The organism is Kitasatospora sp. NPDC093558 (assembly GCF_040683475.1).
Lineage (GTDB): Bacteria > Actinomycetota > Actinomycetes > Streptomycetales > Streptomycetaceae > Kitasatospora.
In genome coordinates this window covers 1-1,034 of record NZ_JBFBDY010001406.1, presented here as the reverse complement: position 1 = coordinate 1,034, position 1,034 = coordinate 1, and the positions used below count along the sequence as shown (strand labels likewise).

1 protein-coding gene is annotated in these 1,034 nt (G+C 70.9%); it reads left to right on the top strand.

Annotated features, from left to right (window positions below):
* Positions 1 to 119: 119 nt before the first annotated feature.
* A partial coding sequence (locus AB0O00_RS41370) for a hypothetical protein (RefSeq protein WP_363659809.1) occupies positions 120 to 1,034 on the top strand: 915 nt, incomplete at its 3' end.

The window sequence follows — 1,034 nt, the reverse complement described above, 5'->3', positions numbered from 1 at the left end:
ACGGCGACCTTCCCCCACCCGGCCGGGACCGTCTGGGAGATCGCCCAGGAGCTGTCCCAGGACGCGTAGCACCTCAACGCCCGTCTCCAGCAGCCGAGTTCTGAGAGAGGACCCCGCAGATGTCGCAAGTCGTCGAGCTCATCGTCCCCAACAGTGCCGAGTACCACCTGCGCAATCCCGCCCTGCACCTCACCGGTGAGGAGCGCGAGCGGGTGGTGCGGTTCAGCGGCACGTACGAGTGCGAGCACTCGGTCTTCTGGAGCACCAACCCCCGGGTCCTGGTGCTCCCCCTCGGCTGGAACCGGCAGTGGTTCGACGACATCCACCGGACGCTGGGCCTGGACCCGGCGCCGGTGGTGTCGCCGGCCCGGCGCACCGGCCTGCTGGTGGAGGACTTCCTCAAGGACGGCGAGGCGCAGGTGCGGCTGCGCGAACTACTGGAGCCGTACGAGGTGGTGAAGCTGCAGATCGTCGGCCCGACCGACGAGACGTACCTGCTCGCGGCGCTGGTGCGCGGCTGGGGCAAGGCGGTGGAGCTGGACCACGTCGACGAGGACGCCTACTGGGCGAGCCTCTACCTGGACTCCAAGATCAGCCCGCTGGACCTGGCCCGCGAGCTGCCGGGCATCGACGTCGCGCCGGGCATGGTGGCGGGCAACTGGGTGGAGCTGCGTGGCGGTCTGAAGGCGATGACCGACCGTTACGGCAAGGTGATCGCCCGCACGCTCTTCGGCGTGGCCGGCGACGGCTCGGGCGTGGTCTCCGACGCGCCGGGCGCCGTCGAGGAGTTCCTGGACAACGCGGGCCGGGACTCGTTCTTCGCGTTCCCGATCCTGATCCAGCGCTTCCAGGAGCACGCCGAGGGCGTCGGCTGCCCGGCCGCGGACATCCTGATCGGCGAGGACGGCGTCGAGGACGTCGTGTGGTGCGCGCTGACCGTCGAGCACGGCTACTCCTTCCGCAGCGTGGACGTCGGCGTCGGCGCGCTGCCGCCGGAGTGGGGCGAGCGGCTCACGCAGGCCGCGCACGAGGTG